General features: G+C 40.5%; 22 protein-coding genes, 1 tRNA gene and 1 pseudogene. 8 read left to right on the forward strand and 16 right to left on the reverse strand.

Annotated features, from left to right (window positions below; translation table 11 throughout):
* Nucleotides 1–101 precede the first annotated feature (101 nt).
* From RG963_RS11840 to RG963_RS11860, 5 genes and pseudogenes are all read right to left on the reverse strand, one after another.
* Nucleotides 102–737 (reverse strand): iron-sulfur cluster assembly scaffold protein, encoded by a 636-nt coding sequence (locus RG963_RS11840; protein WP_310576488.1) that lies wholly within the window; start codon nucleotides 735–737, stop codon nucleotides 102–104.
* A gap of 134 nt (nucleotides 738–871) precedes the next feature.
* Nucleotides 872–2,026: a cysteine desulfurase family protein gene (locus RG963_RS11845; protein WP_310576489.1), complete on the reverse strand. Its 1,155-nt coding sequence runs from the start codon at nucleotides 2,024–2,026 to the stop codon at nucleotides 872–874.
* A gap of 260 nt (nucleotides 2,027–2,286) precedes the next feature.
* A pseudogene (locus RG963_RS11850) lies at nucleotides 2,287–2,540 on the reverse strand (DsrE/DsrF/DrsH-like family protein); the annotation flags it as partial.
* 18 nt (nucleotides 2,541–2,558) lie between these two features.
* Entirely contained in the window at nucleotides 2,559–2,861 is a 303-nt protein-coding gene (locus tag RG963_RS11855; RefSeq protein WP_310576490.1) for a sulfurtransferase TusA family protein, read from the reverse strand.
* Nucleotides 2,862–2,947: 86 nt separating this feature from the next.
* A complete protein-coding gene (locus tag RG963_RS11860; RefSeq protein WP_310576491.1) occupies nucleotides 2,948–3,367 on the reverse strand; it encodes an HIT family protein in 420 nt (139 codons plus the stop codon).
* A 179-nt stretch (nucleotides 3,368–3,546) separates the two neighbouring features.
* On the opposite strand from RG963_RS11860, the gene RG963_RS11865 reads away from it, so the two are divergent.
* Both RG963_RS11865 and RG963_RS11870 read left to right on the forward strand, forming a co-directional pair.
* Nucleotides 3,547–4,002: a SemiSWEET family sugar transporter gene (locus RG963_RS11865; RefSeq protein WP_310576492.1), complete on the forward strand. Its 456-nt coding sequence runs from the start codon at nucleotides 3,547–3,549 to the stop codon at nucleotides 4,000–4,002.
* Between the two features lie 91 nt (nucleotides 4,003–4,093).
* On the forward strand, nucleotides 4,094–4,453 hold the full coding sequence (locus tag RG963_RS11870; RefSeq protein ID WP_310576493.1) for a DUF5518 domain-containing protein: 360 nt from the start codon (nucleotides 4,094–4,096) through the stop codon (nucleotides 4,451–4,453).
* Nucleotides 4,454–4,707: 254 nt separating this feature from the next.
* On the opposite strand, the gene RG963_RS11875 is transcribed toward RG963_RS11870, so the two are convergent.
* The 6 genes from RG963_RS11875 to mdh form a co-directional block, all read right to left on the reverse strand.
* Nucleotides 4,708–7,188, reverse strand: coding sequence for a CARDB domain-containing protein (locus RG963_RS11875; RefSeq protein WP_310576494.1), 2,481 nt, complete (start codon nucleotides 7,186–7,188; stop codon nucleotides 4,708–4,710).
* Nucleotides 7,189–7,726: 538 nt separating this feature from the next.
* Nucleotides 7,727–8,899, reverse strand: coding sequence for a chromosome segregation ATPase (locus RG963_RS11880; RefSeq protein ID WP_310576495.1), 1,173 nt, complete (start codon nucleotides 8,897–8,899; stop codon nucleotides 7,727–7,729).
* A 175-nt stretch (nucleotides 8,900–9,074) separates the two neighbouring features.
* The gene (locus RG963_RS11885) at nucleotides 9,075–10,028 is read right to left on the reverse strand and encodes a tyrosine--tRNA ligase (RefSeq protein ID WP_310576496.1); all 954 of its coding nucleotides are present in this window, start codon (nucleotides 10,026–10,028) and stop codon (nucleotides 9,075–9,077) included.
* Between the two features lie 226 nt (nucleotides 10,029–10,254).
* Nucleotides 10,255–10,797 carry a tRNA(His) guanylyltransferase Thg1 family protein gene (locus RG963_RS11890; protein WP_310576497.1) on the reverse strand — a complete coding sequence of 181 codons (543 nt, stop codon included), beginning with the start codon at nucleotides 10,795–10,797 and terminating at the stop codon, nucleotides 10,255–10,257.
* An 18-nt stretch (nucleotides 10,798–10,815) separates the two neighbouring features.
* Nucleotides 10,816–11,073, reverse strand: a complete 258-nt coding sequence (locus tag RG963_RS11895) for a PRC-barrel domain-containing protein (RefSeq protein ID WP_310576498.1) — start codon at nucleotides 11,071–11,073, stop codon at nucleotides 10,816–10,818.
* Nucleotides 11,074–11,536: 463 nt separating this feature from the next.
* Nucleotides 11,537–12,460: a malate dehydrogenase gene (mdh, locus tag RG963_RS11900; RefSeq protein ID WP_310576499.1), complete on the reverse strand. Its 924-nt coding sequence runs from the start codon at nucleotides 12,458–12,460 to the stop codon at nucleotides 11,537–11,539.
* 331 nt (nucleotides 12,461–12,791) lie between these two features.
* On the opposite strand from mdh, the gene RG963_RS11905 reads away from it, so the two are divergent.
* The 3 genes from RG963_RS11905 to nrpRII all read left to right on the forward strand — a co-directional run bounded on the left by RG963_RS11905 (nucleotide 12,792) and on the right by nrpRII (nucleotide 15,477).
* Nucleotides 12,792–13,541 (forward strand): ribonuclease H-like domain-containing protein, encoded by a 750-nt coding sequence (locus RG963_RS11905; protein ID WP_310576500.1) that lies wholly within the window; start codon nucleotides 12,792–12,794, stop codon nucleotides 13,539–13,541.
* 221 nt (nucleotides 13,542–13,762) lie between these two features.
* Nucleotides 13,763–14,503 carry a glucose-6-phosphate isomerase family protein gene (locus RG963_RS11910; RefSeq protein ID WP_310576509.1) on the forward strand — a complete coding sequence of 247 codons (741 nt, stop codon included), beginning with the start codon at nucleotides 13,763–13,765 and terminating at the stop codon, nucleotides 14,501–14,503.
* A 215-nt stretch (nucleotides 14,504–14,718) separates the two neighbouring features.
* On the forward strand, nucleotides 14,719–15,477 hold the full coding sequence (gene nrpRII / locus RG963_RS11915) for a global nitrogen regulator NrpRII (RefSeq protein ID WP_310576501.1): 759 nt from the start codon (nucleotides 14,719–14,721) through the stop codon (nucleotides 15,475–15,477).
* Nucleotides 15,478–15,579: 102 nt separating this feature from the next.
* Here the strand turns inward: nrpRII and RG963_RS11920 are convergent, their stop codons facing one another.
* The 5 genes from RG963_RS11920 to RG963_RS11940 all read right to left on the reverse strand — a co-directional run bounded on the left by RG963_RS11920 (nucleotide 15,580) and on the right by RG963_RS11940 (nucleotide 22,063).
* Nucleotides 15,580–16,980: a DHH family phosphoesterase gene (locus RG963_RS11920; RefSeq protein ID WP_310576502.1), complete on the reverse strand. Its 1,401-nt coding sequence runs from the start codon at nucleotides 16,978–16,980 to the stop codon at nucleotides 15,580–15,582.
* A gap of 32 nt (nucleotides 16,981–17,012) precedes the next feature.
* Entirely contained in the window at nucleotides 17,013–17,516 is a 504-nt protein-coding gene (locus tag RG963_RS11925) for a hypothetical protein (RefSeq protein WP_310576503.1), read from the reverse strand.
* Nucleotides 17,517–17,873: 357 nt separating this feature from the next.
* On the reverse strand, nucleotides 17,874–18,269 hold the full coding sequence (locus RG963_RS11930) for a DUF1699 family protein (RefSeq protein WP_310576504.1): 396 nt from the start codon (nucleotides 18,267–18,269) through the stop codon (nucleotides 17,874–17,876).
* A gap of 1,305 nt (nucleotides 18,270–19,574) precedes the next feature.
* Nucleotides 19,575–21,218: a tRNA uridine(34) 5-carboxymethylaminomethyl modification radical SAM/GNAT enzyme Elp3 gene (locus tag RG963_RS11935; RefSeq protein WP_310576505.1), complete on the reverse strand. Its 1,644-nt coding sequence runs from the start codon at nucleotides 21,216–21,218 to the stop codon at nucleotides 19,575–19,577.
* Between the two features lie 269 nt (nucleotides 21,219–21,487).
* Complete coding sequence (locus tag RG963_RS11940; protein ID WP_310576506.1) at nucleotides 21,488–22,063, reverse strand: hypothetical protein; 576 nt, start codon at nucleotides 22,061–22,063, stop codon at nucleotides 21,488–21,490.
* An 895-nt stretch (nucleotides 22,064–22,958) separates the two neighbouring features.
* Between RG963_RS11940 and RG963_RS11945 the strand changes: the two genes are divergently transcribed.
* The 3 genes from RG963_RS11945 to RG963_RS11955 all read left to right on the forward strand — a co-directional run bounded on the left by RG963_RS11945 (nucleotide 22,959) and on the right by RG963_RS11955 (nucleotide 26,483).
* Nucleotides 22,959–24,974, forward strand: a complete 2,016-nt coding sequence (locus RG963_RS11945) for an S-layer protein domain-containing protein (RefSeq protein ID WP_310576507.1) — start codon at nucleotides 22,959–22,961, stop codon at nucleotides 24,972–24,974.
* 177 nt (nucleotides 24,975–25,151) lie between these two features.
* A complete protein-coding gene (locus RG963_RS11950; protein ID WP_310576508.1) occupies nucleotides 25,152–25,946 on the forward strand; it encodes a hypothetical protein in 795 nt (264 codons plus the stop codon).
* 426 nt (nucleotides 25,947–26,372) lie between these two features.
* Nucleotides 26,373–26,483: transfer RNA gene (locus RG963_RS11955), tRNA-Met, on the forward strand.
* Nucleotides 26,484–26,642: the final 159 nt, after the last annotated feature.

A 26,642-nucleotide genomic window follows, 5' to 3' on the forward strand; every position in this document is an offset into this window, starting at 1 on the left:
CAGAAATAAAGAGTTAACTCTGTTTAGTTAACAATGCCTATTTTTCATATCCCTCCTTAGTACTGAATTTTATTCTTTTTTCATATATATTCTTATTTTCATCATGCTGTAAACACTACGTCTACCCTTTCCACATCCCACAAAGACCCCAACTTTTCCGTAATATCTTCTTTTATTGCGGACGCAAACTGGTGGTCTGCAGGCAGGTCTATAACTACCCTCACTACTCCGGCTTCAACACTTGTTTTAAGAATAATGTTCGTGCGGATGATATCAAGGCCGGTAAGAGGGTTCATGACGTGCTTTAACCTTTGCCTGACAACTTCTTCGGTTGTAGGCTCTTTTTCGGTTACAAGCCCGTGTTTTTCCTCATAGTCCTTGATTGCGGCACGCAGACCCTCAACTGCAAGTACGGAGCAGTGGGCTTTGATCGGGGGAAGTCCCCCAAGTTCTTCAGAAGCTTGTTTCCAGGTTATTTTCTTTGCCTCATCAAGGGTCTTTCCGCGTGCAAGGTCTGTTATAACCGAGGCTGTGGCAATATTTGAAGCACAGCCGTAAGATTCGAATTTTATATCCTCAAGAATCTTCGTTTCGGGATTGACCTTAATATAAACCGCGACCATATCTCCGCAGGCCGGGCTTCCTTCAAGGCCTTTTCCGTCAGGATTCTCTATCTTTCCCACATTGTGCGGGTTTCTGAAATGTTCCAGCACTTTTTCACTGTAAGGAAACTTCATAGTCTCACCTTTCTCTCAATCTCTAGCTTTCTTTTCCTGTTCTTCTTTTATCCGGCTCTCTCAATCTCTAGCTTTCTTCTCCTATTCTTCTTTTATCCTGTTTCCCCTTGTGTTATCTTTCCACCTTTTTCCGTTCATTTCCTTGCAAGGGGGCTTATTTCCCTGAGCCTTGTCACGATCTCATTCATGGCGTCAATTGCCGCATCAGCATCTTCCATACGGTTATAGCGCCCGAAAGTAAAGCGTACCGAACCGTGTGCTCTCTCATGGTCTCCCCCAATACCCCTGATAACGTGACTGGCTTCAAGAGAGCGGCTAAAACAGGCTGAACCCGTGCTCACTGCAAAACCCTTCATGTCCATATGCAAAGTTACAGATTCGCCTTCTACATAATGGAAAGTTAGATTTGCATTTTGAGGCAGGCGCTTTTCCCGGCTTCCGTTGAGGGTAACATCAGAAATCTCGGAAAGGGCTTTCTCAATTACCCGATCTCTCATGGCTTCAATCTTTCTGGTTTCTTCTTCGGTTACAAGGTCCACAGCTTTTGCGAAGCCTACGGCTCCGGGAATATTTTCTACCCCTGCCCTCATGTTGAACTCCTGAAAACCTCCGTCCATGAATTTATTTATTGGAGTATTTTTCCGGATATAGAGAGCCCCTATTCCCCTTGGGCCATGAATCGTGTGAGCAGACACAGTAATCAGGTCTACAGGAATTTCCTTCACATTGAGGGGAAGCCGGGTAAAACTATGCGTAGCATCCGTATGCAGGAGCACATCTTTTTCTTCACAGATTTCTGAGATAACCTTAAGATCCTGGACAGTTCCTATTTCCTGGTTTCCTTGCTGGATCGAGACAAGAACTGTTTCTTTTGTAATTACTTTTTTTAGTCCTTCAAGGTCTGCAAATCCCTCTGCATCCACATCCAGGAAAGTTACGTCGAAGCCCTGTTTCTGGAGAGCCTTTGCCGTATTCAGTACAGGGAAATCTTCAATATTCAAGACGACAATATGCTTGCCTTTTTTTTCCTTAAGAGCCCATGCGACTCCTTTAAGTGCAGTGTTGCTTGATTCCGTGTCACTTGAAGTGAATATAATTTCCTCTGAGTTTGCGCCGAGTTTTGAAGCTATGCCTTCACGGGCTCGTTCAAGTCCTTCTTTTGCGTCGATACCCATGGAATAGCCAAATTCAGATGTCGCTACTGCATAAGTATCAAAAAAATAAGGTTTCATTGCTTCAAGTACCTGCTCATCCAGTCGGGTGCATGCAGCATTGTCAAGATAAATCATATTCTCAAATATTCTTCTCCCTCCCCATATCAGATAATAAAATCCTAAATTTTATAGTTAAAATCTCAGAGTTCCCCTTAAATCCTGAGAATTTTTTGGATTAAAATCCTATAGTAATTTAGCTGGGCATATTAGTTGAGTATAACAGATTCAGAGTCGAAAACAGGTCCGAGTATGGAAAAAATCTGCTTTATTGTGACAACTCGAACTCCAAAAGCTCTTCAAGACTCAGATAAATAGAGTTATATTCGCATCCCTTACATCAGCCTTTCAAGCGGGGCAACATTGGCTTTGTCCCTCCTTTGTTTGACCATCAGCCTGCCAAGTCCCAGCATATTCGTCTTGGACAGTGGCCTTTTTCAAGCTCTCCTTTCTTCAAGCGCATTAACCCCCAGAAGGTACAGTATATGGAGGCTTCCATGCCTATTTCCAGGGCTCCGTTCCCGATTATAAGCGCACTGTATACTTTGTCCATATCGCCGCTATGCAGGACGATAACCGTCTTTTCCCCCATTTCTTCTCTTTTCCCGGCTCATCTCCAGATCTTTATCTCCCACTCTTTCCCATCTTCTTTATCTTTAATTCCCAACACTTCGAGTCCCATTGCCTTGCAGGCCATAGGAATCTCTTTCTTTGATGCCTGATGCATACCCTTCACAATAACAAGATCCCCCGGAGAGTCTTTCTTGAATGCTTTTCTGCACTCTATCAGCGGGACCGGGCATGTCTGCCCGCGGACATTTATTCCATTTCTGCCATTATTCTTACCCCCCAAAGTAAGAGAAACGGGAGAGTTCTGACAACAGTTCTGCCTGCTACATTTCCCTAAATTCATTATATTCCAAAAAATATATTATCGTTTCGGATTGAAAATATTATCCGGGAATTTACCTCTATCCTTATTAGGGACGGTTTTTCTTCTCAAAGTGCTCTCCTAATCTTTTCTGCAAGTTCTTCCAGATTGGTAGTACCAGGCTCAGTCCATACTATTGATTTTATTCCTCTCCCGCCGTCTCCTTTCCTCCTGGGAATAATATGTATATGCACATGAGGAATTTCCTGGCCAGCAGCTTCTCCATTATTGATACCAATATTGGATCCTTCTGCCGAAGTTGCCTTCTCCACTGCAGCGGTAATTTTCTTTGCAACTTCAAAAAGAGAGGCAACACTTTCTGCATCCATAGCCGTAAAGTTACTGAAATGTTTTTTAGGAACCACCAGGGTATGCCCTTCGCTTGCCGGGTAAACGTCAAGAAATGCAACAATGTCATCGTTTTCATATATCTTATTTGAAGGAATTTTCCCTGCTATTATTTTGCAAAAAAGGCAGTTTTCTGTCATATTATATCCCTGTAGAGTTTTAGGGGATACACTTATATCAGGGTTCTGTTTTTCTTAATCCACAGCTTCAATTGTAAAATTATTACGATGTATAAGACTCCCTTATCTGACAAAACGGAGAATTAGTCCGCTTGAGCGAGCAAAGCGAGTGAAACTGACCGCGTGCTGTTTCACTGCAAGTGAAACTCCCAGAAAATCTCCGATTTCCTGTGATCCCGAAGCGCAATTCGGGAAGCGAAACTCGGGAAGCGAAACTCGGGAAGCGAAACGAGTTAGCTGTAAATACTTTATCAACTTTTATATTTATCAGGAGTGAGATCTACATGATCGGTTATATCGCAGGTGCGCTGACAACTATAGCTTTTGCCCCTCAACTTCTAATGGCCCTTACAACGAAATCCACGAAAGACGTATCTCTTATGATGCTGCTTTGCTCTACTTCAGGCATGCTTCTATGGGTGCTTCATGGTATACTTGTGAGAGATCTCGCACTGGTAGCTGCAAACAGTATTTCCTTTGTACTCGCCTTCACGCTTCTGGGACTCAAGCTTAAGAATGATTACGCCTGTTCGAGGTTTAAGTTCGGTAGAAAGTTTGGGGGGTCCAAAAAGAATTCTTTTTCTCCCAGAAAGTAAGGTGTGGAACGCTCAACTATATATAAGGATAATTTAATTAAATTTATTATAATAAATGCGATTTGTGTTTACTTCAAGATCGGGGGTGTAAATGATGGCTAGAGTCTTAGTTGGCGCACTGATAGGTATGGTCTGTACTTTTATTTTCTATTTCATTCCGGGTGTAAATGTTATAGCTCCTCTGCTGGGAGGCATTCTGGGAGGCTACTATGCAGACGGAGGTTTTGGAGGAGGCCTTGAATCCGGGGTTCTGATGACCGTTTTCATGATTATTCCGGGTTTTCTTTTTGGAGAAATCCTTGGATCGATACTTAGAAGTGCTCCTGTTCTCGGAGGATTCGTAGCAGCTTCTGTATTTATAATAACAATAGTTATCGTAGCTCATACCGCTGTTCTAGGTATAATTGGCTCGGTAATTGGGGCCATCCTGGCTGAAAACAGGGTTTCCTGACCGTGTAGTTTCACTTCCAAATTTAACGCCTGAAAAAGATCCGGTTATGGAATAATCTGTTTGCCTGACTGATTATAGAACTTTCAGCTAACACATGTTTGTAATTCTGAAAAAGTATCGCTCTGGGTATTCAAAAAAAAACATAAAAAAGTCGTGAGCCAAATGGTGGAGAGCCTGAATTACCCGGCAAAAACTTTGCTTTTCACTACTTTGAATTCCAGAAAAATAGAGTTATGAAGAAAAAGTAAATCTTTTTAGATCTTTTTCTTCAACACAAAGAATTCTACAAAGATCAAAAACAGGGGCAGAGAAATCGCCATAAGTATTTTTGCCTTTCCCATAGGGTTTTTGATTACGCCGCCCACGCCTGTGTTTCCTTCAAAGATGCCCGTTTTTTCTTCATCGCCCAAAATTCCCGAAGTTTCCTTTATTTTTTCTTGTCCCCTAGCTTGCGGTTTGTTTTCCTCATCTGCGGTATATTTGGTTATTGCAAAGCAGGAGAAACCAGGCGTTTCCGATTTAAAATAAACGTAATTCTTGTCTTCTCTAACTTTTTTGGTGTAGAGAGGCTGCCAGCCTTTATCGTACCATTGAAGAGTTATCAGAGATTGATTTATATTATTCTCTTCAATCCATGCTTTTTCAACTTTAAACTCTATTAATCCATTTTTTAAAGATGCAGGAAGTCCTGCTCCATTATCCCCTACCCAGATATTCACATGTTTATATATCCTTCCAGGGGGGAGTTCTGGGACAAAAACAGATTTATTTTTGAGTACTTCTACAATTGTCGTTGTCCTCTTAAATGTCTTTTTCGGATCAAATTCGACATTTATAATGCATGTGGCATTTTCCACAAAATCAAACTTGGCGTGATAACCACTTACAATATGCCTTGTGGAAAGTTCCTTGGCATCTATATTGCTTACTGGCTCTTTAGAAGTACTGCCGCTTCCTGCACTGCTGCTCGAGGAACCGGAACTTCCGTCTCCTGCACTGCTGCTCGAGGAACCGGAACTTCCGCCTCCTCCGCTTCCGCTTGAAACAGTTTCTTTAGAGACGGTTGCGGTTTTTGTGAGTTCATTATTGGTTTCATCACTTTCGGATATGACACTTCCGGCATCTACGATTGTTTTTACTTCTATTTGCCCTTCATTTCCAGGAGTCCAGAAGAAAGTGCCTACTTTGGTTTCACCTGCTGCAAGTGCTGGTACAGGTATTACCCCGGCGTAATTTTCATTTGTCCCATTGATATAGTACTTAATTTCGCTGCTCTCCAGCGCTGCAGAACCAATATTATTCACTGTTACTGTAAAAGTTACATTTTCCCCAGGATGTGGCTCGTCAGGATTCAGAGAAATCGATTCTATTCTCAGATCCGGAAACGTATGATTTATGTCTATGACTTTTGAGAATTCGTTATTGTTTTCATTACTTTCACTAACTGTCCACCCGGAATCTGCGAGCACTGTTACACTTATACTTTCTTCATCTTCAGGAGTCAGCGAAAAGCCTGCATTTGTACTCGACCCTATTGAAAGTTCGGGGATAGGGATTTCTCCTCCTGAAGCTCCGTTAATACTGTATTTTGCAATACTACTATTGGCAGTTGCTTCTCCCTGATTCTTTATTTTCAGGATAAAGTTCAAAGGCTTTCCGATTTCAGGTTGTGTCGATGATTCTGGATATATGTCTTCAATTATTAGGTCCGGAAGTGGCTCCCCTGCTACTACTACCGAAATTTTTTTCTGACTGTCCTCTACGTTTTCTAAAGATGCTTTTATTATTACAGTTTCTTCTTTATCAGATGTCTTCCAAATGTGAGAAACTGAAGTTTCTGATCCCCCTTCAATGCTCGGGACTTCTTCTTTTTGCTCCACTTCACCTATTGTATATATTATATACGTTGGCTCTGAGGTTTCAGTTCCCACGTTCTTGATTAATGCATTAACAGTTACCTTGCTATCAGGCTTCGGATTTTCAGGGACCGTCGAGAGGCTTTTTATTGTGAGATTCGAAGATGTTTTTTTTGCCACTAACACTTTAATCGTTTTTTTGCTGTCTTCCACAGTTGCCGTTATCTTTACTGTGCCTTCTTTATCTGGAACCCAAGTAAACGAAACCAATGAGCTGGCTTCCGGATCTATTTTTGGTACTGGTATAGTTTCTGGGTCTGCTTTCCCTATTTTATACGTTAAGTCTGTCGGCTCTGAGGTTTCAGTTCCCATATTCTTGACTAATGCATTAACAGTTACCTCGCTATCAGGCTTCGGATTTTCAGGGACCGCCGAGAGGCTTTCTATTGTGAGATTCGAAGATGTTTTTTTTGCCACTAACACTTTAATCGTTTTTTTGCTGCCTTCCACAGTTGCCGTTATCTTTACTGTGCCCTCTTTATTCGGAACCCAAGTAAATGAGACTAACAAGCTGGTTTCCGGATCTATCTTTGGTACTGGTATAGTTTCTGGGTCTGCTTTCCCGATTTTGCACGTTGCGTCTGTCGGCTCCGAGACTCCGGTTCCCTGGTTTGTTATTGTTATTGTAATGGTCACAGCTTGTCCGGGTTCTGGATTCTGTGGATTACACGAAATATCCTCAATTATCAGATCATTAGTTGGATCTACGGGATCCGTGTTTTCTCCATCTGCAGCAGATGCCATGCCTGGGATCATCCCAGAAATTATTAGCAGTATCAATAATACAGAAATTGCGGAACTAAAAAAATAGGCTTTCATTTTTATCAGCCTCCACCCCTACAGCCGTAAACCGAAATTTCCGGTACGTCAGTAGCTTATTGATATAATCGTACTCCACGCAAAATCCTTGCTGTATAAATTTTTAATGTTTTCTATTTAATGTTCAAGTCTCTTAATTCAGATTCTTTCCTAAAGTTGTCCGGTAGGGTAAACACTATTTAATCCCATTTTTCTTTTTATATATCCCATTTTATTCTCCATATAAAAAAATCTCTGTTCTATTCCCTGTAGTCAGTTCTCTATAACTAAATTTCTATTTTTTTATGCCGGTTTTCTTATTCAAGGCTTCGATTTTTATGATTTAGTGATAAAATCCTCTATATAAACATTTATATTTTTTCTAAATAATTTTCCTGGATCATTTTTGAATAACTTAAGCCGAAATATTGAAAAATTGCAGTGTAAAAACAAGATAAAATCAATAAAAAAGTGAATTATAACACGCAAATTTCATAAAGTAATATCTACAAAAAATAACACATAAATCTCAAAAGTAAAAATACAATGCAAGAAAAGTTTAGACAATCAGGTATTTTCTGTCTTTGATTTGAATTTTGTTATCTACACCAAGTATTCCGGCAATCTCGATACCCTCACTTCCCACTTCTGCAAGCTGAGTGTAAATTTCGGCCCTTGTTATATATTTTTCAGTCCTTGTTCCATCAGCTTCTTCTATTTTGATAGTTATTTCTTCTTTATTGTGTCCTTTTGCCAGGCACTCCTGAACAATCACACCATACTGCTCGGCAATTACTTTTAGGCAATCAAAAATCTGGTTGGTGGAGACTGCATCCTCTTCGTCAAGGAGGACTTTCGAAAGGGTATAAATGCGGATATTCGTCTTGAAATAAGCCTGGACTTTTTCCGGAATTCCTGCCAGGTTTTCCATATCTATAAAAGCTTCAAGTTCTTTATCGGCGGTAATTTCCCTATCATCCTCATATACAAAATATCTGTGCTCTCCGCCTTCAATCCTGAACTTTCGGTTTGCTTTTTTGTTTTCAAGGGTTATGCGAATGCTTTTCTGGGTGTCGTATTCCAGGAAGCTTACAAGAAACTCGGATAGATCCTGCATTTTTATTTTTTCTTCTTTCCTCAGGATGCCTGTCCGTGTCCAGCCTGGCAGGCTTAAGTTTCCAAGAAGCTTTTCTACTGTCAGGGCTTCTTCTGTAAACCCGAGTCTGTAATGATACTGTAGCCCCGAGACCCACCCTTCCATTTCTCCTGAAATACTGCCTGTAGTGCTGAAAAGTTCAAATCTTTTTTCAGCTCCGTAAACTCCCGAGATTAAAAACCTGGTAAGAGCTTCAAGTATTCTTCCCTCAAATTTTTTGTACTCATGAGAAGTTCCGTTTTCTACTTTTGTATACTCGGCTTCGAGGACTTCCTTTTTTTTCCCGAGGTTCTCACTGCAGGTTTGCAGGATTGCATTGGCGCAGGGTATTACATCCTCAACATCAATTTCATTTACTAATTTTCTAAGCAATATGTCTAGCTTCTCTTCAAAATTATTCATTCCGTCTATTCTACTGTTCAATTCGTTGAGTGCTTCTTTATGCTTGCACTTTATTTCGATTATGGAATTTTCCAGAGGGATTACTCTGGAAGTTATATCTAAAAATGTTTTCAGATCCTCAATGAAATCCCGCTGTACAGGTAGTTCCGTAGAGTCCTGGTAAATATATTTCATAAAAGCACCCTGGATAGCTTAACAACCTTTCAAATATTCTATGACCTATAGCTATATAATATTTTATCCACGGTCTTCCTCAATTTTCAAAAAAAGTCTGTTTTCTTACGCGAAGATACGCCTTTTACTTATACTTTCTCTGAAGTGACCGGGCCCTTCCCGGCCATCTCCATAATTAAAGAAGGACCTTTCGGACAGGGTCCAGAATCTCATTTATGTATTTTGCGGCTGAATTTTTCAGGTCCATAGGGTGTATGCTTTCTGCTACAAAAGCACTTTCCATCTCTGCGTAACTGGTGTATGTTACATTTCCACCGAATTTTTCAGACCTCTCGATAACAACTGTTTCGTATCTGGGGAATATGTGGTAGCGGAATAAAGCCAGGATCGAATTTTCTTCCGTATCTCCTATCTTGCAGAAGGCTTTCTTAAATTTTCTGTATATTTCTTCTTCATTATCGTCCACTGATATGAAATTATCTTTTGAAGAAGCCATCTTGGTCCCATCTAATCCTAGGAGAATCGGAGTGTGAATGCAAGTCGGTGTCTCGAATCCGAGGCTCTTTAAGTTTTCACGGGCAAGCATATGAATTTTCCTCTGGTCAATGCCTCCAACCGCGACATCAACTCCGAGCATGGCAATATCAACAGCCTGCATAAGGGGATATACCATTTGGGAGACGGTTGGGTCATCCATAGCACGTCCAACTTCGTCCATGCTCCTGCGTGCCCTGTTAAGAGTCACTGTCCTCGAAAGTTTGAGAACATTTAACATATACTCTGCTCCCAGCTGGTAGTCTGACCCATAAACAAAATCGGTCTCTTCTTCATCAAGCCCGAGGGCAATAAAGCAGCGTCTGTTATAATCCGCAGTCTTTCGGACCTCTTCAAGTGTGCCCTTTCTATTGAGATAAGCATGTACATCTGCAAGCAGGACAGTAATTTTGAATCCGGCTTTTTGCAAATCGATCAGTTTGTTTACTGTAAGAACGTGTCCCATATGGATTTTCCCGCTTGGTTCGTATCCTACATAGGCACGGGGAGCTTCTTTTTTGTTAAGAAGTTCTTCAAGTTCTCTTTCGGTTACAATTTCCTGAACATTTCTTTTTATAAGTTCGAGTCTGTCCATTGCCTCTACATTCCTTTCCTTTTCTTACTCTCAAAAACTTAATTTCTATTAATAAGTTTCTCTAAAAGCGCCATACCTTCTTCTGATTTAAAATTAGGAATTTCCTAGTTCTGGATGACTTTTCTGCGTAGATATTTCATCTCTTTACCAAGTACGGGATTAAAGCCAGAAATTTCATATTTCTCTGTATAAATAATAATTTCCCTCCTCTGCCAGGCAGGGAGTGTCACAAGGTCGATTCCTCTCTCAAAAAGCATTTCGTGGATTTCCCATTCTTTTTTCCTTTAAGGTGTTTCGAAGCCTCATCTTTATCCATTCCTTCCACCTTCAGGGTATAATAACCCCAGGCTGCCACAAAATTGCGCCAGGCTTCAGGCCGCCTCCAGTGAAAATACGCAGGGATATCCTCTCTTTGAAGAGCAACTATTCTGGAATCAAAAGCCACAAGTTTTTTAAGCCGCAGATTTATCGTAAGTGCGCTTCCCAGAAAGCTTGCTACGATTGAGTCAATTTTTTCCAATCTCCCTTTAAAAGAAAGTTCCATGAAGAGAAAACTGATTTCATCCGAAAAAGTGTAGGCATAGAGAGGGCTTAAACCACTTTTCTTAATAAAAAGCTCAGTAGTATCCGCTATTGCCCGGGCGAAGGCTTTATCATAGGGTTTTTTAACTCCCAGGCCCGAAAGCGCATTTTTAAAATTCCTACCGTCAGCGCGCACAACCACAGGAGGGATACAGCGCATTTCAGCATAGATTTCCCGGTTTCTCATGTACCTTTCGAGATTTTTTTAATCCTCTTTCCTCTTCTTGTATCTCTGGATGACGTCTCTTACTATAATGATATCTGCTGCCGTTATAACCCATCGGTAAGGAATAATTACGCCTCTGCTACTCAGGTCAAAAAGTTCCCTGTTAATATCCGAAACAGCAAGTCCGGTAATTTTCTGTTCCTCTACATCAATCACGAGGTCCTGCAACTTCCCTACATAAACACCAGTGTTTGTGTATATGTTTAAACCAAAAAGCGATGTAAGTTCTGCGCGCATTATATCCCTGCTTTGTAAATTAATTTTAATCTTTCTCTTAACCTTATATGAAAAACATACTTATATATCTTACATATCTTACTCTTTACTGACTTATATCTAATTATTAGTTTTGTATCATATTTTCAGGTAAAAACGGATTTTTCAGTCAGTTATTATAATAAATCTTCTTATTTAAGTTAGCGAGAGGTAAAGGTAGTTTAGCTTTCTTAAATTCTTATCCAATATTTTATGTAGAAAAGGCAGCTTTAGTCGCATTAAGTTTTTCGCTCTGATTTGCTCAAAAAGAACATCTTTATTTACTATTATCCTATAACTATTCAGAATTTAAATTATTACTCTTTGTGAATTTTTCTGACTCACAGGTTAATTTCGAAATTACCTATGAGCAGAACTTTTTAGTCCGTTATATACCCTTTCTTTTTATTCTAATTTACTTATTTTTGCATATTAGTTTATATTTTTATACTTCCAGCTGTGAAATTACCTTCAGAATAGCTTGTGAGGATTTTCTGAGGATTTCGTACTGGTTTTCATCGAGTTTGAGTTCAAGAATTTCTTCTACTCCAGATGCCCCAAGCTTCACAGGCACACCGAAGTAGATACCTTCCTGCCCGTATTGCCCTTCCAGATAAGCAGACGCAGGCAGCACTCTCTTTGAGTCTTTAATCACGGCTTCCGCCATGGAGACAATTGCTGCCGATGGGGCATAAAAAGCACTTCCCTGTTTAAGGAGCTCCACAATTTCGGCTCCTCCGTTTACTGTTCTCTCCACCAGCCTGGCGATCTTATCATCTGAAAGCAGATCCGTGAGTGGAATTCCTGATACTGTCGTATATTGAGGGAGAGGCACCATAAGATCGCCGTGACCCCCTATGACCATTGCTTGTATATCTTTTTTCGAGCATTTCAGTTCTTCTGCAATAAAACTTGCAAAACGCCCTGAATCCAGAACTCCACTCATTCCGAATACTTTCGTTGTCTCAAAGCCTGTTGATTTCATAGCTACGTAGGTTATAATATCAAGTGGATTTGTTATATTCATTATTATGGATTCTGGAGCATACTTTGCAATATTTTTGGAAACATCTGTTATTATTTTGGAGTTTGTTTTGATCAGATCTTCCCGGCTCATTCCAGGTTTTCTAGCAATTCCTGCTGTAATAATTACGAGAGCAGAGTCTGCGATATCTGCATAATCATTGCTCCCAATTATTGACGTGTCGTAACCCTTTATAGCCCCTGCCTGCATTAGATCCAGGGCTTTCCCTTGTGGTAGCCCTTCCACAATATCTGTCATGACAATTTCGCCAAGTTCAAGTTCAGCTAACCGCTGGACTGTAGTTGCTCCTACGTTTCCTGCACCAATTACGGAAATTTTAGCCATTAATTGCACACCTGCATCAAATAATTTATTTTATGATCATTTTTGAACTTCCAGCTTTAAAAGTTTATCCTGTAATGTGGTTTTTATTACTTTAGTCGAATACCCCGCAGCTTGCTGAGGGGATGGAAACTTCCCCGAGAACCGTTTATAATACAATTTATCAATCCTTTTTTTGTTTGTTAAATTCTGCTCGAACTAAATCGTATTAGGGTTATTGTTTCCTTTTACGGAATTATCTATTTATATTTAATTAGTTGTTTCTTCTTTTGAATACTTTCAGATCTCATGCAGTATTTTTATTAAATATTACTCCCAATGGTGCAGGGAAAACATGCTGAATAATACATATATTCATATTCCGGGTGTAGGAAAGAGCCTTGAACAAAGAATCTGGGCTCAAGGAATACACACATGGGAAGAATTCCTTGAGATAGAAGATAGGATCTCGATACCTTCATCCCGAAAAGCCCGAATTTGTGAAGAGATAAAGAAATCTTCTGAGCACCTGGCAGCAAGAGATCACTGCTTTTTTTCACAACGTCTTCCTTCTGCAGAACACTGGAGAACCTATCCCCTATTTTCAGATTCTGTCGCATTCGTGGACATTGAAACAACAGGACTTTCGAAGTCTCGGGATAAAATAACCCTCGTCGGAATCTATGACGGAATAGAGTCAAAGACATATATAAAGGATATTAACCTTGATGATATTGTGGAAGAATTCTCAAAATACAAGCTGCTTGTATCCTTCAACGGTGCTCGTTTTGATCTCCCCTTCATAAAGTCCGAATTTCCAGAAATCGAATTCAAACAGCTCCATATAGACCTCATGTACCCTCTAAGGCGAATAGGATATAACGGGGGCCTAAAAAATATCGAAAAGCTACTTGGGATCTCCCGGAGTGACGGTACCGAAGGCCTGACAGGGTTTGATGCTGTCAGGCTTTGGAAAAAATATGAGAGAGGAAACCGGGAGGCTCTGGACACCCTCATTAAATATAATAACGAAGATATTGTAAATCTGAAAACTATTATAGAGCTTACTTACCCTAAAATGGTTGAAAAAGCTCTGAAGGCTTGAGAGGTAGGATCTTCCAGGTTCGGAATTTACAAGAGGTAAAAATATCAAACAATGGATGTATATCTCCGTCAAATAGTTTATATACTTATATTATTGTTTCTGGTATTTGGCCTTAGTGATACATTGCCAGTCTTCTGGCAATCTGTTGTCTGTAATTTGAATATTATCTATATGCTCTGGTAGGAAAGGGAAATTCAATGGAAAATTCAATGGAAAATTCAATGGAAGTAACACTGAAGTTCGGGGATAAAGTCACTGTGGCAGATGTAAGAAAACTCCCTGATATGGAAGGCGTAGTGTTTGATAGGAAATGGTTTGAAAAAATAAAGGCTAGAAATAGAGACATGTATTACATGTTTCGGGACCTTGCGAAAAGCGTCGCTGATCTTGAAGCAATTAAAACCCATCACCTGAGATATGATATTACCGTAATTCCTCCCGGAATGCTTGGATCAGAATATACCAAAACCGTAGGTCACTACCATCCGCGAGTTCCAGGGACAGATATCTCTTATCCTGAGATTTATCAGGTAATCGAAGGTTCTGCTACCTATCTCCTCCAAAAAGTGAAATATGGAGAGGAAGATATTGTTCTGGATGTCGCAGTCATCACAGCGGAAAAAGGAGATTTAGTGGTTGTTCCTCCCGGATACGGACATGTGACCATAAACGCTTCTGAAAAGACCCTTGAAATGGCAAATTGGGTTTGCCGGGATTTTTCCTCTGTTTATGAGCCTATTAAAAGACTTTCTGGAGCTTCCTACTTCCTTCTCAAGGATGGCTTTGCCAAAAACCCTCTCTACAGGCATATCCCATCTATCCGCTATCTTAAACCTATGACCTCTGATGCCTTCGGGCTGGGTTCTGGAGAAAATATGTATGAGCTTATACACAAAGCTGAAAAACTCAGATTTTTGACATCCCCACAGGATTCCATGGGATTTTTAACAGGAGTGCTCTGAAAAAAAGGTCTTAGTTATCTTCCAGATTAAATGTTCTGTGCTTGATTTTTTCTTTTTATGCAGTTCTCTCTGGAAAATCCTGACTTCCAATCTTTTATATATTTTTTAAAGTAGGCCCCAACACCAGGGCAGATAAGAGCTCAAAGAATATATTTTGGCAACTTAATACATAACCTATAATAGGTATAAATACCTTCAACTACTGGAGGGTTGAAATGCAAAAAAATGGATACCGTATTCAGTTTACATCGTCCAGAATAAAGGATCTCATGTACAGGACTACATTTGATCCAAAAAAAATGGACGGAGATGTCATACTTAATCTCTCACTTATTGACAAAAAAGATCTGGACGACGTTCTTGGAATATTTAAAATGGTAATTTCAAGCGGACTTTCAGTGACTCCTTACGTGAAAATAATTTCCGAAGGAGAATCTACCGGAAACCTGACTATTGAAAAGGGGAAGGTAGGTATCGGGACCGTGTGCAGCATAACGATTGACGGCGTATTGCTCAAGGCAGGGATTCCTGTAAATCCCAAACTTGGCGGAGTTGTTCAGATCCGAAACGGAGTTCCGGTACGCTTTACTGATGTGCTGACCTATGTAAGTACGACCGTAGATCCCCTTGAAGTCTTGATGTCTCAGGGTATCACTTCTGTCTCGGAAATGCTCCGAACGGGTTCAGGCAAGATTCTTGCAAATCTCAGGGAAGCTCCTATGGTTGCAAGAGACGAGATTGAAAGTTGTCTTTCTGACCTTCTAGATGCGGGCTTCAGTGGAATTCTGGAAGTCGGAGAACCGAATACACGGGTTCTGGATGTTCCCATCGAGAGAGATCATCTCGGAATAGTCGTCATAGGAGGGACAAATCCTATGGCGGTTGTGCAGGAATATGGGATCTCGATAGACACCAGCGCAATGTCAAGGTTAATTTCATTTAAAGAAATGAGCAGGATTGAAGATCTGGTTTAAAGTTCACGATATAATCCTATTCTCAAATTTACTTGTTTTCCTGCATCCTTTATCTCCACTCCAGTTCAGCTTTTCGGGGTATCCTTCCGAAGGCTGGCTTCCTCATCCTGAATGTACCTTTCTCCGTAGCTGATCTCCTATAAACAGATCCAGTTTTCTGGCAAATTCTTCTTTTTTATTCTCAGGGATAGTCGCTCCTGCCGCAATATCGTGCCCACCGCCTGCACCTCCAACTTCTGCCGAGACCATCGACATGGCTTCAGAGAGGTTAACTCCCCTGCGGATCAGGTCCTGTGTCCCCCTGGCTGAGACTTTAATTCCTTGATCGGCTTTTGCAAAAGCAATAATGGGGAGGTTTCTGTTCTCAACTATTGTAGAACTCATTCCTGCAATAATTCCTACAATAGTTTCTTTTATTTCCGAACCTGCGTCAAAGTACTGGATATTTTCCAGCTGAATAACCCCTCTTTCTTTAACATACATGAGCCCGTTAACGAGGTTCTGCCTGTGTTCGGCAAGTAACTTGCGGGCATCTTCATAAGCTTCTTCTCTATTCCCCATACAGACTGCAAGTCCGATTTCCGCATGATCGTAGCGTGCAGTGGCGTTAAGAAGGGTAGAAAATTCTGAAGCGTCTCTCATTTCCGTGCCTTCCCTTTCTTTTAGAAGGACGTAAACCTCACTTATCAGGCGCTCGATCTTGTACGAAGGTATCCCTGATTTCAGGCAATACTGCATAAGCCCTGAGACTATTTTCTGTTTTTCCGGGGTCTCAAGGTCAATCCAGCGCCTCGAGCGTTCATCCCGGCTGAAGCGAATGTTAAGGGAATGAATAAATTCAATGCAGGCTTCTTCGTCTCCCGTAAGTCCAGGAAGATAAGGGTCTGAGGAATACTGAATCAATTTATAAATCGGGCGAGTTTGCTTCCCGAATAAAGTTAGGTCCTTTTTGAACTCGAGAGTGCCTTCTTTTACTCCTTCTTCCAGAATTTCCTTGTTTATCCCGACAAGCTGCCCCATTTTCAGGTGCTGCATGTCTCCGACTGCCCCTACTATGGCTAGAGAAGAAAGGTCCCGATTTTTTCCAAGAGCCGAAGCCAGCAGATAAGTGCTTCCCGAGCCGCTCAGTTCATAGGAGCCGTTTGCCCCGAAAAGGTGGGGGTTGAGGTGAAATTTATGAATTCCTTGAGGTTGATGGTGGTCTGAGATCACAGCATGGATACCGCGAGATTTTATCTGTTCGCACATCCCACTTCCCAGATCCGTAAAAATGACAATATCATGGTTTTCATCTGCGATAATGTCAAGGGCTTTTTCATCAAGCTGCTTTACGAAACGTGTCGTATATTCGAAATCTCCCCGCTCAAGAGCGGTACATATAATCCCCGCAGAAGTCAGCCCGTCAGCATCAATATGGGATACAACGTGGACTGATTTATGTTTTTTGATTTCTTCGGCACACCTGGCCGCTTCTTTCTGAAGTGCTTCCATTGTCTTAGACATTATTCTCTCCAATATTTTCGACTTGTCTCAATTTAACTGCTTTCTTCCCGGCTTTCTTTTCTGTCCCATTCCCTAGGATTGACCATGTAATCTTTTCCATCTCTTTTTATTTCAGGAAAACTCCGGATTTCCTGTAATGTGAGTTTGAGATTCTGAGTAAGGTATTTTTTCTCAAGCTCTTTCCAGGGAACCATATATGCTTCCCTGCCGTGCCCTGCTCCCAGGCGAAGTTCCACAGCCAGAAATCCCCGTCTTCCTGATCTATTCAGGTAGTCCGAAATCCTTTCTATCTGATGAATTCCTTTTTTGTCCACAGTAAAATGCTGAGTGAAATAAAGTGCTTTTGCCCCTTTGTCCACTGAGATACTTTTGCATTCTATTCCCAGGTATAAATCCGGATTAAGAGAATCTACAAGCACATCAAGGAACTGGGAAGTGAACCTGTGCTGCTTAAGCCTGTAGGAGATAGCTCTTACTCCATTTTCTTCAATGTATGCGTTAAATGAGTTTACAAGCACGCGTTCAAAATCGGTCATGAAATCCTGTTTAATGTTTTCTCTATTTTACTTAAGCCTTTTACTCAGAACAGAGTGTCATTTTTGCCTCAGATGGACAGGAGTGAATCTGTCAACCTGAATAAGTTTCTATTGATAAGCAGACTAGCGTCCATAATCTATGAGACGTTCTTAGAAGGTTTTACTCTGAAAATATGATTTCCTTTATGAAAGTATGAGAAATCTATCTCAAGGTGTTTACCCGAAAGTCAAAAAAGAGTTTGAACAGTATAATGAGTTTGAATAGTATAATGAGTTTGAACAGCATAATGAGTTTGAACAGCATATTTATATTAAAATAAATGCCGATCAATGTCTGATCGGCAGGTACAAATTTTTTTAATTTGATATAATGAAACCTACGAAATCCGGACTGAGTCTCGTTTCTCTCACAAGCTTTTCGACGGTGTCTTCGTCGGAAAGGCCTTCTTCTTTTAGTTCCTGTATGCGGTCAAAAACGTGCTGGGAAACTTCGGAGTATTCATTTATATCTTTTCTGTGGCCCCATACATCGCCCTCAAGTAAAGCAATGTTCTGCATGGAAAGATACATCTGTGCAGAACTGGAAATTGTTTTCTTGTATGAGCTCGGGATATGGATCGCTTTTACCTCTGGACACTTCAGGATGAGCTTAAAAATGTCCTTGTTGGATGGTCTGAATGCAAGATGGACAATTTCCTCATCAAGCTTTAAAGTGTCTATTTCTTCTTTTGAACTTACAACTCTAATCTTCACTTTTATCACCGTTCGTTCCAGGTATTTCAGGGTGCTTTAGAGCCTTTTAGGGTTTCTTTAGGGTTTTTTTAGAATTCTTCAGAGTCTCTTCAGGGTTTCTTAATAACTTCGTCAGAGCCTCTTCGGGGTTTTTTAATATTTTTAGGGTTCTTTTGGAGCCTTTTTAGGATTTTTAGATTTTTTATAGACTCCTCAACATTTTTACATGTTTTTCAAATTTAATTTAAGTTTTTTATAGTCTAATTTATATCGGTTTTACTTATATCGGTTTTACTTCTTTATTTATTTCTAAATTTGTTTAGATTTATTATCTCTAAAGTTTTAATCATAGAACTTACCCGCTTGAACTGAGAAATCAATAGCATTAAACCTCTAACTGTATAACACACTACACCAGTTATAACGTCGAATATGCTTGATTTTGTACTTCAAATGCGCAAGCCCTAAATCATTTTATTTTAGAGATTAATTCTAAAATTCTAGAGTTCACAATTAATTTTTCAAAACCTAATGTTTATACTTTAGGTTTTTTGTTATGTTAAGGGCGTATAGTATTTAATTTTTTATGAAATTTGTTCATTTTTGTTCTTATTCGGAACTTTTATTTTCTAAAGTTAAATTATAGATAGCATTAGCTTTTACTATCTCCGTTTTCCTTTGGGTTATAAACCCTCAAATTCAGAAAGCTTTTCTCTTCACGGCTTATTTTTTTTCGGAATTGTGAAAAGCAGTTTACCTGAATTAAATTTGGCACTTTTATTAATACTTCTTATTGAGCTGATCCAAAACTCAAAATTGCTTCTATGAATCCCGTATTCTAAATAATTAACAGAGTTTCTGATCATGAAAATAGTTCTAAAAACTCTCATTTGATGTAGGAAAAATTGGTTTTGGGCTGAGCTCAAAAATTAAAATAACTATTTAGCCTATCAAAAATCAGTTGAAGGATATTGATTTTGATGTAACGGATAAGTTCAACTACAAACTGATGAAAAAATAAAAAGAGTAATCTAAAACCTACAATTTAAATAAATTAGCTAATTGAAAGATTCAGTTGAATTTCAAAAAAGGTGACTATTGAGACTATTGATGTTGTTTTACCTCGGTTGAATAATTACATATAATGTTTTCTTTTACTTATTTGTCTCCTTCTCTAAGTTTAAACCTGAGTTAGTCCAATAACGATACAATCTACCAATGGACTTTTTTATTTTCTCTGAATTCGATGCATTCTTCTGTCGCGTATACTACTGATTTGAGATTATTTTAAATTAAAGTTAATGATCTGACTCAAAGTCATAAGTCTTAATCTTTCAAAACTTTTGACATATACATATTATCCAGATCATACCCGAATTTCCGATAGTATTCTCTGGCTCCTATTCCGCTAATAACGGCAAGTTTACGGTAGCCACATTCATGTGCTATTTTCTCTGCATATTCCAGAAGTTCCTTTCCGTATCCTCTATGCTGCCATTCTTTTTGCGTTGCCCCTTTTCCTATGGGCACCATGGAGCCATAAACGTGCAGCTCTCTTATCAGGGCTGCATCACGAAGTTCCGGACGGTGAGGGGTGGCGGGGAAACGTAGGCGTGTAAACCCTATCAGGACATCTGCAGCAAGGTCTTCAAATGCAATGAAATATTCTGTGCCTCCGCACGCTTCATATGTCTCTACAGTCAGCTCGATGTCTTTTTCATTTATTTTCCTCCCTTTGAGGCTAGTATGTCCTACTTCCCTGCAGCGTATACAGCGGCACTTCCCTCCCTTTTCTCTCAGTTTTTCTTCTGCAAGCTGTCTAAGATTACTCTTTCGGACCCCTGCAAATATCTGGTGAGCGGGAATATCGCGTTGGATACGCTGAAGTCTTACCCACTTAGGCAGGACTGCCTTTATGTCCGCAATAAGTTCCGATGCCTCTTCGTCAGAAAGAGCCTCATATTTTCCTGTTTCCCAGAGCCTGTATAGAGGTGTTCCTTCAGTTACAAGGGTCGGATAAATCTTGAGATAATCAGGCATGAAGCGGGGATCTTCAAAGAGCTTTTTGAAACCTTTAAGGTCCAGTTTCGAATCAGCCCCGGGCAAATGAGGCATCATATGGAACCCAACCTTGAATGCGCTGTCTCTTAATACTTGATTAGCCCTGACAATTTCTGCAACGCCATGTCCTCTTTGCATACGGGTGAGCACAAAGTCGTAGACACTTTGAACCCCAAGCTCTACCTTTGTTCCTCCCAGCCTGAGGAATTCATCCACATGTTTTTCTTCTGCCCAATCCGGACGTGTTTCGAACGTAATTCCTACATTGCGAATCTCAACTTTTTCGTTGGCTTTTTGTACCTCTTCAAGAGGAATATAAGGTAAAGATTTCCCGATTTTCCAGGCGCTTTCCCTCCACTCCTTACCAGTGAAATCGTTCATTGCTTCAAGGCAGCGTTTGATAAACCATTCTTGATAATCGAGACAGCGTGCGGAAAATGTGCCCCCCATAACTATCAGTTCTACTTTCTCTATTTCGTGGCCGATTTGTTTAAGCTGGGAGAGCCTGGATCCAACTTGGGCGTAGGGGTCGAACTCATGCTGGATAGCTCTCATGGCTGCAGGTTCTCTTCCCATGTAACTTTGGGGTGACTTGAAAGTGGAGTTAGGGCCTCCAGGACAGGGTAGACAAACCCCATGAGGGCATGGAGTAGGAGAGGTCATTACAGCAATTACCGCAACTCCGGAAATCGTTCTTACGGGTTTTCGCCTCAAAAACTCTTTAACTGCAGTCTGCTCTTCGGGTGCGCCCTGTACTATGATATCCCCGTTCCTGGGCAAGCTGGCTAGATGATAATGCTTGCTTACATTTTTTTTTGCTTTATTTAACTGGTCTTCGTTTTCTATTTCGCCTGCCAGTACTTTTTCAAGGACTTCCCTGCAGGCCCTATTATAATTATCTTCTTTCATCTCAAGTTCCGTCTTTCCGGTTTCTGGACACCCGGATTTTTCTTTTTAAAGCCGTCATTAATTATAATTCAATTTCCCAGACTATTTTAAAAAAGATTGTTTTCGGCTTTTTCAAAAGCCGTGTTCTTTAATCTTATCGGTAATATATAATAATAAGTAATTAAGTAATTAGGTAATATACAATATAATGCCCGGTGTAATGGCAGCCAGTACCATCATACTCAATATGCTTTATTTTAAATCTACACGTTTTCACATTTCTGACCTGCTTAGCAGAGATCGAACCCGATGATAAAAGTTCCGAGTCCTATTTCCGGCTTAAGGCCCATTACAGACCTGATGTACTCATCCGAGGGAGTAGAAGGGGATGCGAGCACAACATTGGCCACCCCCTTTGCACATTCTACTTCCGGACATTTCCGGGGAGGGAGAACGACAGTGATGGGTTCTTTCTTTGCGTCCTTTGGTTTGGGTACTGAGTTTCTGTAAATTACAAAGTTTCCCATAACCATCATATCCTTGCATTTTTTACACTCTTCGAGTTTCTCGGGATCATAAACATCTTCACCGACCTTTTCCCCAAACTGCATGAGTACTACATTGGGCCCTTCAGGCCAGACATAGTTCATGCTGGTCGTAAAGGCTATTACTATCTGGCGTTTGAAGACTTCCTTAATTCCCTGATTATCTCCTACACCAAGGCCCATGAGTACTGCACCCGCTGCTTTTTTTTCAAGATCTATCACTTTTTCTTTGTCTTCTCCACTCAAAACATATGTCTCTTCTACGCCTTTAATAGCTTTTATCCTGCAGATGACATCCTGAATAACATTTTGACATTCCAAAGCAAATTCCTTCGTATTTTTAGATCTATATTATATTATTAAGATATAAAATATGATCTGATTTAGTTCCTTAGTATATCCTTAATGTGTCGCACCTGTCTGCTTTTTTTAATTTCTTACTTCTATTACATAACACTCTTTTTTATATTTCTTCTTTTATATCGTCAATTTCTAATATTATCAGGTTTCTCCTGCAAATAATTTAAAACAGCCCATTTTCAAATGTTATTATAAAAATAGTATAAGTACTCACTATAATTGTTTAAAATGTTTTGAAAACACACTCTAATTTTTTGTTGCTCCTTTCAAAACCAGTGTCTTTATAGGTGCTCTTCTCCCATAGAGCATGCATGCAACTTTATATCCCCTCACTTCTTTAAATACATATTAATAAAATTGGCCTGAATAATTTGACGTCGTATGCAGATACTGGAAGATTTATGGTTCAAATAAATTGCATAACTACGATAAATATTAATTTTACTTAATGCATTTTTAAACTCAGTATTGTCTGAAATTATTTAAATGGACGCTTTATAATTATACTATCTTTTTTTCATTGTATTTTATAAGTATTTCTAATTTATCTTTTACATTAACTTCTTTCGAATACTCTGCCTGAGCTCTTTCGACATTTACCGTCATTTGTATCGTTGTTTTGCGCTTTTCCTCCTTAATTTCCCTGAAATAGACCACAAAAGATTTAATAAGGCAATTATTTTATAGAACACTTGTAATCCAATTTAGAGGGATAAGGAGGGAATGAAATCCTCTTCGGCAATCGACGAAATCTTAATGTCTGATTTGGTGAAGAATGGTGAAACCCTTTAAGTGTTGATCCCGACACTTCTTCTTACATACGACATATCTTAATAAACATGGAGGAAACAATAAAATGAAGAGATTTTTAGCAGTAACACTGGCTGCTCTCATGCTTCTGACTGTAGTTGCATCCGCCGCAACTACACCAGACGCAGTTGAGATCCGCGGCCCTGTGTACAATGGCTCTAATATCGAGTCTATTCTGGGTGATAACGGTACCCTTACAATCGGTGCTACCCAATTTGCAGCATTCTATTACGACATTGATGACAACGTGACAACTGAAACTCTTTCCATTAAGGATGTTCCTGGAACTAAGGACAACGTTATTGGAGAAGGCGGTCTCGTTTACCAAACCAAGATTCAGCAGGTTGCATACGAATATGAAAATGCAGCTGCCGGCTGGGACAACTACAGCTTGATGGGTTTCTTCGCAGACAAATACATCCCGCTTAAACCTACCAAAGCTGACAAACTCGCAAAGCTCGTTCTTGACAGCGACGACAAGTACACTATCAGAACCGGCGAAACTCTTGACCTCGGTCAGGGCTACACTCTTGAAGCCAAGCAGGTCGATGTTGACGGTGAAAAAGTCTGGCTCCAGTTCAACAAGGACGGAGAATTCGTAGATGACGAAATCATCGAGGTTGGAAACGGTGACAGCACCTGGGACGTCGAACTCGATGACATCCAGGATGAAGACGATGTTGTTGTCCTGAAAGTCCATGTTAACCAGGTCTTCCAGGGTGCAGTCGACAGCATTGCTCAGATTGAAGGTCTCTGGCTCATTGACTACGGAAATGCCATGACTATCGAATCTGACGATGAATTCGGCGAACTCAACGATGTTTCCATCAACGGTGACACCCTTACCATCAGCAATGAAGACACATTCACTCTGACCAGAGACTCCGAAGAGGAGATCGCTCAGGGCATGTTCTTCAAGACAGCTGACACATCTTCCAATGTACTCAGGTTCTATCTCATGAAGCAAATCACAGAACCTGGAACCTATCAGATCAGAGGACAGGTTGCCTCCGGTGACGCTAGCTGGGACGCAACTAGCTTTGCAGGCTTCTACTACGACATCAATGACAATGTCCAAACAGAATCTCTCAGTGTCTCTGGACTTAACGGAAATGTAATTCCTGATGGTGGCCTTGTCTATCAGACCGCCGTTAAGAACGTTGACTACGAGTACGATAACGCAGCTGCAGGCTGGGACCAGTATCCAGTTATTGGCTTCTTTGCAGAAGAATACATCCCACTGAAAGCCAACAGCGCTGACAAACTCGCAAAACTGATTCTCGACAGTGACGACAAGTACACTATCAGAACCGGCGAAACTCTTGACCTCGGCCAGGGCTACACTCTTGAAGCCAAGCAGGTCGATGTTGACGGTGAGAAAGTCTGGCTCCAGTTCAACAAGGACGGAGAATTCGTAGATGACGAGATCATCTCAGTCGGTACAGGTAACAACAGTGGTGGCAACTGGGACGTCGAACTCGATGACATTCAGGATGAAGACGATGTTGTTGTCCTGAAAGTCCATGTCAACCAGGTCTTCCAGGGTGCAGTCGACAGCATTGCCCAGATCGAAGGTCTCTGGCTCATTGACTACGCAAACGCCATGACTATCGAATCTGACGATGAATTCGGCGAACTCAACGATGTTTCCATCAACGGTAACTCCCTCAGGATCAGCAATGAAGACACCTTCACTCTGACCAGAGACTCCGATGAGACAATCGGCCAGGGCATGTCCTTCAAGATTGCTGACACTCCTGCCAGTGAACTCAGGTACTACCCATTCGTTGAGAAGACTCTCGGAAACGAAACCATAGCCCCAGGTAACAATACCTCTGGCAACATCACCGAACCGGTTGTAGATGACAACAACACCATTGATGACAACACAACAACCGAAACTCCGGTCGACAACGAATCAACTCCAGGAGAGACCCCTGTTGAAGGAGAAACTCCGGCTACAAACGACACCGGAACTGAGAAAGGTACTCCAGGCTTCGGATTTGTCTTCGGACTTGTTGGACTTCTTGCAGTTGTCTACCTTGTCAGGAGAAACAACTAAATTTCTGAGTGAAGGGTTTTTCTAACCCTTTTCTCTTTTCAATTCTTTTTTGAATTTCTTTTTGCAGATAGCTTTTTATTTGTGTATTTCTTAATTCAAGCGATTCTTTCAACTCTGAAATCCTGATTCTTTAAACCTTACGGTTATTTTTCAGGACTTACAGATAAGGTGAAGACTATGAAAAAAATGATGGCTTTAATATCTGCACTTGCAGTTTTAATGATCGCGTTTTCAGGCTGCGTGGGTGATAATAAGTCCGCAGTTAATGGAACCGAGTCGAATGACTCGGAAGCAAATGTAACTCCTGCTGAAAGTGCGGCTAATATTAGCGAGCTTAACACGCCCGCAGTTAATGGAACAGAAACGAGTAGCACGGAAGCAAATGTAACTCCTGCTGAAAGTGCGGCTAATATCAGTGCGCTTGACAAATCCACAGTTAGTGGAACAAAGTCAAGTAGCAGTGGAACAGAGTCAGGTAGCAGTGGAACAGATTCAAGTAGCTCGGAAGCAAATGTAAATTCTGATGAAGGTGCGGCTGATATTAGCGAGATTGAAAACCTTCCTGCAGGTTTTGAATACGTTGCATCTATCCCTCTCAATTCGAGTGATATCAGAATCGATTACAATGCAGATAATGTTTCTGAAGTTGTTGGAGGGTCCGAAGGGCTGTACAAATACAACGATTCTGACATCTATGTGGATGTAATCGAGCTTCAGAAGCCTGAGGCTACAAATAATCTGATCGATGCATACAAATCTTCCTTTGTACCCTTAACAGAAGGCTCCCGTTTTGTCGAAGAGTCATTTAATGGGCATTCAGCTGTGAGAATTACAGATCACGTCGTAAGCGCAGGAACAGAGGTTCCCAGATATTCCTATATCTGGAGCAATGGAAACTATGTATTGGTAGTTACCGGAAATATTGCTGATAGTTCTCTGATCAAGCAGCTCGCAGAAGCAACAGGATACTGATCTATTTTTCAAGAGAGGATAAAGCCTTTTTATCCTTTTTTTCTTTTAATTTTTTCAGCTTATTTTTCAATTTATTGTTTATTTTGGTCATGCACCATTAGCTGGTTGATATTTATTCTTTGAGTACTTTTGCTTAACCGCATCTGTTCTCTTAACTTACACATCTCTTAACTTACACATGGGAAGGAAATTTTAATGTAACAACGCGGAAAATGATGTGCAGAGCTTAAGTGGGAAGATTTCCTAGAGAAATATCAACTTATTATTGATGGACGACAGATGTCTTTCATATCCTCAAATAACCGGTATATTCGTTTCTCCCATTTTCAGGTCGTGTACTTTATTAAAATATTTACGAAAACCTCCGGTTTTTCCATCTTCCGATCGTTACCCTTTAATATATCTTTGTACATTTGTGTGTTGCAAGCCCGGATAGCCTAGTCGGTTGGGGCGCCAGACTCATAGGGACTTTTATATGAGGCGTCGTTAATCTCCTGAGACATCTGGAGGTCGCGTGTTCGAGTCACGCTCCGGGCACTTGATTCTTTTTTCAAATCAACGTTGATCTGTCTTGTTCTAAATATTTGATTGATATCCAGATAACGGCGTAGTCGTAGCTATTTACTTCAAGCTCTTATTTACTTCAAGCTCTCATACATTTCTACAGGTTCTTTTTTAAGGGATTTTCTCAAAATT

The sequence above is a fragment of the Methanosarcina baikalica genome, assembly GCF_031461075.1.
Classification (GTDB): Archaea; Halobacteriota; Methanosarcinia; order Methanosarcinales; family Methanosarcinaceae; genus Methanosarcina; species Methanosarcina baikalica.

What these genes read in the sequence shown, in the direction of transcription:
- RG963_RS11840 (WP_310576488.1), bottom strand. Translation starts at nt 737, where the DNA reads ATGAAGTTTCCTTACAGTGAAAAAGTGCTGGAACATTTCAGAAACCCG.
- RG963_RS11845 (WP_310576489.1), bottom strand. Translation starts at nt 2,026, where the DNA reads ATGATTTATCTTGACAATGCTGCATGCACCCGACTGGATGAGCAGGTA.
- RG963_RS11855 (WP_310576490.1), bottom strand. Translation starts at nt 2,861, where the DNA reads ATGAATTTAGGGAAATGTAGCAGGCAGAACTGTTGTCAGAACTCTCCC.
- RG963_RS11860 (WP_310576491.1), bottom strand. Translation starts at nt 3,367, where the DNA reads ATGACAGAAAACTGCCTTTTTTGCAAAATAATAGCAGGGAAAATTCCT.
- RG963_RS11870 (WP_310576493.1), top strand. Translation starts at nt 4,094, where the DNA reads ATGATGGCTAGAGTCTTAGTTGGCGCACTGATAGGTATGGTCTGTACT.
- RG963_RS11875 (WP_310576494.1), bottom strand. Translation starts at nt 7,188, where the DNA reads ATGAAAGCCTATTTTTTTAGTTCCGCAATTTCTGTATTATTGATACTG.
- RG963_RS11880 (WP_310576495.1), bottom strand. Translation starts at nt 8,899, where the DNA reads ATGAAATATATTTACCAGGACTCTACGGAACTACCTGTACAGCGGGAT.
- RG963_RS11885 (WP_310576496.1), bottom strand. Translation starts at nt 10,028, where the DNA reads ATGGACAGACTCGAACTTATAAAAAGAAATGTTCAGGAAATTGTAACC.
- RG963_RS11890 (WP_310576497.1), bottom strand. Translation starts at nt 10,797, where the DNA reads ATGAGAAACCGGGAAATCTATGCTGAAATGCGCTGTATCCCTCCTGTG.
- RG963_RS11895 (WP_310576498.1), bottom strand. Translation starts at nt 11,073, where the DNA reads ATGCGCGCAGAACTTACATCGCTTTTTGGTTTAAACATATACACAAAC.
- mdh (WP_310576499.1), bottom strand. Translation starts at nt 12,460, where the DNA reads ATGGCTAAAATTTCCGTAATTGGTGCAGGAAACGTAGGAGCAACTACA.
- RG963_RS11905 (WP_310576500.1), top strand. Translation starts at nt 12,792, where the DNA reads ATGCTGAATAATACATATATTCATATTCCGGGTGTAGGAAAGAGCCTT.
- RG963_RS11910 (WP_310576509.1), top strand. Translation starts at nt 13,763, where the DNA reads ATGGAAGTAACACTGAAGTTCGGGGATAAAGTCACTGTGGCAGATGTA.
- nrpRII (WP_310576501.1), top strand. Translation starts at nt 14,719, where the DNA reads ATGCAAAAAAATGGATACCGTATTCAGTTTACATCGTCCAGAATAAAG.
- RG963_RS11920 (WP_310576502.1), bottom strand. Translation starts at nt 16,980, where the DNA reads ATGTCTAAGACAATGGAAGCACTTCAGAAAGAAGCGGCCAGGTGTGCC.
- RG963_RS11925 (WP_310576503.1), bottom strand. Translation starts at nt 17,516, where the DNA reads ATGACCGATTTTGAACGCGTGCTTGTAAACTCATTTAACGCATACATT.
- RG963_RS11935 (WP_310576505.1), bottom strand. Translation starts at nt 21,218, where the DNA reads ATGAAAGAAGATAATTATAATAGGGCCTGCAGGGAAGTCCTTGAAAAA.
- RG963_RS11945 (WP_310576507.1), top strand. Translation starts at nt 22,959, where the DNA reads ATGAAGAGATTTTTAGCAGTAACACTGGCTGCTCTCATGCTTCTGACT.
- RG963_RS11950 (WP_310576508.1), top strand. Translation starts at nt 25,152, where the DNA reads ATGAAAAAAATGATGGCTTTAATATCTGCACTTGCAGTTTTAATGATC.